3 protein-coding genes and 1 pseudogene are annotated in these 3,271 nt (G+C 30.5%); 3 read left to right on the top strand and 1 reads right to left on the bottom strand.

Annotation, left to right across the window (positions count from 1 at the left end; translation table 11 throughout):
• Positions 1 to 419: pseudogene (locus L8D11_RS04380) on the bottom strand (IS6 family transposase); the annotation flags it as partial.
• Positions 420 to 473: 54 nt separating this feature from the next.
• Between L8D11_RS04380 and L8D11_RS04385 the strand changes: the two are divergent.
• From L8D11_RS04385 to L8D11_RS04390, 3 genes are read left to right on the top strand one after another with little or no spacing between them, the layout of a single operon-like run.
• Positions 474 to 941, top strand: a complete 468-nt coding sequence (locus L8D11_RS04385; protein WP_336886387.1) for an ATP-binding cassette domain-containing protein — start codon at positions 474 to 476, stop codon at positions 939 to 941.
• Positions 942 to 950: 9 nt separating this feature from the next.
• Positions 951 to 1,055, top strand: coding sequence for a DUF3470 domain-containing protein (locus tag L8D11_RS06005; RefSeq protein ID WP_369127281.1), 105 nt, complete (start codon positions 951 to 953; stop codon positions 1,053 to 1,055).
• A 48-nt stretch (positions 1,056 to 1,103) separates the two neighbouring features.
• Positions 1,104 to 3,008, top strand: coding sequence for a DUF3857 domain-containing protein (locus L8D11_RS04390; protein ID WP_236870458.1), 1,905 nt, complete (start codon positions 1,104 to 1,106; stop codon positions 3,006 to 3,008).
• Positions 3,009 to 3,271: the final 263 nt, after the last annotated feature.

The raw sequence follows: 3,271 nt of genomic DNA on the forward strand, positions 1-3,271 counted from the left end.
GTTGTTTAGATATTTGTTCTGCCTAATTTCTATTTGGTCTTCTTTAGATAATGGCTTATTGATTGAATTTAAAGCAGCAGTATTAGAGCCACTTTTGTCTATATTAACCTTTGTAGGCTGGCCACTAAATTTGATTGCCTTCTTGAAAACGCTTTAGCAGCCTTTTTATCTCTTTTTGCTCTTAGCATAAAATCTATAGTATCTCCGTATTTATCAACTGCTCTATATAAATAGACCCATATACCTTTAACCTTGATATAGGTCTCGTCCATTCTCCAGCTACCATTGACTGGATTTTTTCTTTTTCTAAATCTTCCTTCAAGTATTGGCATAAACTTTATCACCCATCTTTGCAAAGTAGCGTGATCTATGTTCAGACCCCTTAATCCACCTATTTCTTCTATCTCTTTATAGCTTAATGACTATCTTCCCTTCATGTACAGAGATACCATTATTATTGCTGGACCATATTCGTGATTCTTGAAATATTTCATTATTTTTGGATCTACTTTAAACTTTATTACCAGCAACTATTTCTTTCAGAATATCAAAGATTCTTATCCCTTTCAACAGATGCGACAGAACCCACTTTAGTGGGTGAGCGAGGAGTGAAACTCAGTGGTGGTCAACGTCAAAGAATAGCAATTGCTCGTGCAATTCTAAAAAATGCACCAATTTTAATTTTAGATGAGGCAACTTCGAGCCTTGATTCACAAACTGAATATGAAATTCAGAAATCTATAAATGTAATGCTTGAACAAAATAGTGCAACAGTTATCGCAATAGCACATCGCCTTTCAACAATCAAACATTTGGATAGAATCATTGTTATAGATGGCGGTCAGATTATTGAGGATGGCTCATTTCAGGATTTACTTACAAAAAATAATGGAAAGTTTAAGATAATGTGGGATAGTCATGTTAATGGGATGCTGATTTAATCCTCTGAGATTTGGCCCAATATTACTGAGAAAAAGGAAGCTCCAAAAGATACAAAAAACTTTGAGGATGAAGAAGATAAGTACGAAAAATATTTTCATGAAAATATTAAATAGCATATTGGACTTGTTGTAATTTGAATGTTATTGTATTAGAATGACAGAATGTTATTACAATTTGGATATTACGTGGTAAGAATTTTTATTAGCTGCTTTATTTTAATTTTTTTAAACATAGATTTACATGCAAGATGGGCAACTTTACAGGATTCATCTATAAGAGTAATTAAATCTAATATCAATATCTTAGTTAATAAAGATTATACTTATGAATCGACCATAGAATTTTTAGATGAAATATTAAAAGAGCAAGGTAGAGAAAATTACTCTAAATATACTTTTCAGTATGATGTTAAACGAGAAAAAATAGATATTTTGGAAGCTTATACAATTTTTGAAAATAAAAAATATATTGTTAATCAAAGTGAAATAGAAAATAAACCACTTGCAAGTGAGGCTAATGCCCTTGCAGAGTATGGGCAAATATCTATTGCATTCCCAAAAGTAGTAGTGGGTGCCAAAATATACCTTAAATATAGGAAAAAAGTAATAAATCCGTCTCCACCAGAATATTTCGATTATTTCCTTTCATTCGGCGAAGGTGGTTATTCAGAAAATGATAATGTAACAATAAATTCCGCAATTCCACTATATAGTTATGTTAATGATCCAAATAAGGTGCTCGAGATTAAAAGCGAGAATGAAAAAAATCAATCTACCAAAAAACTTATTATTAATCAAAAAGAACCATTTACTAGTGACTTAGTTGATGAGCCTAGTAGTGGAGATATTAACCTTAAATACCTTACCTGGGTTGCTATAACAAGTGAAGATACATGGCAAGGAATGCACAAAAAATTTATTGATAAATACTCAAAAGTAATGAATCAGAAGTTACCTAGCGATTTTGAAAAAATTTATGAAAGGGCTAAGCAACAAAAAAGTGAGATTGAACAGATAAATTACATTACACGTAGCTTAAATGACCAAATACAATATTTAATGGACAGACGCACTGTCTCTGGCAATGTCTTCCCCAGAGATTTAGAGGAGGTTGCTAAAACTCAATATGGTGATTGTAAGGATTTTTCATTTGTAACGGGCGCAATACTTAAAAAACTTGGATATAACGTAGACATTGCTGCAGTTTACAGAGGTGAAATTTACCCAGAATTTAAATCTCCTATTCCAGGGTTGATTTTTAATCATATGATGCTTAAGGTAACTGGTAAAAGCGGCAATGTATATTGGTTGGGTCCTACTAATTTTCAAAGTATGGCAAATGGCATATTTCCAGATGTTGCAGATAGGATGGCTTTAGTGATTTCTGATAAAGAGGCTAAATATGAAAAAATATCTGAAATCGATCCGATTAAAGCTAATAATTCTATAACTAAGGAATATTTGATTAATGAAGATGCCGTTAATGTTGTGTTTAATGCAAATTTGAGTGGGCAAAATTTTTGGCATTTCAGTGGTTTAGGGAAAATGTATTCTAAAAGACGTTTAGAAGATACATTTTTTATGATTGCAAATGGTTATAAGATAGTTAGTCCAAAAGATAGAATAAGTTCAGAAATACCCAATTTAGAATCAAGGATTGTTAAGGATGTGAAATTCAAGGTTGAATATAAAACCAATGACTTATTATTTCACACAAATTTAGGAAAAGGGTTGAAATTGAGATATCAATTTTTGGAATTTGTTGCAGATACTATTGAGGACAATAAAATAGATTTTTATATAGGAACCCCCAGAGAGTATAATATAAAAACCATTATAAAATCCCGATGCATAAAAAACACAAAAAGCCTTAATTTTAATATTGATACTCAATGGTTAAAATTAAACAGAACTGCAAAATGCATAAATGATGACACTATCGTAATCGATAATGCATTATTCAAAAAGTCCTTTATTAAAAACGAAGACATTAAAGTAGATGAATTTAAAAAGTTAAAAAAGGCTATTAATGATAATTATATAGGTATGGCTGTTATCGTTGATTGAAGTAATAATTAACATAAATTTAACATATAAAGAAAGGGGCTATATTGTATATTATGAGGCATTATTATAGCATTGCAAATTTTCTAATGGGAGTGGGAGCAAAAGTATATGATGATTACTTTTCTAGTTATAGCAACGGCACAGTCAAGTTAAAAATAGAATAAAATTCTGATATTGAATAAAAGATTATAAAATTGTAGGATTTAAAAAAATAAATATCAAAAAAGATGAAGGGCACACCAAACAGACATAGATATCCAATG

It is taken from the genome of Candidatus Bandiella numerosa (assembly GCF_021811875.1).
Lineage (GTDB): Bacteria > Pseudomonadota > Alphaproteobacteria > Rickettsiales > Midichloriaceae > Aquirickettsia > Aquirickettsia numerosa_A.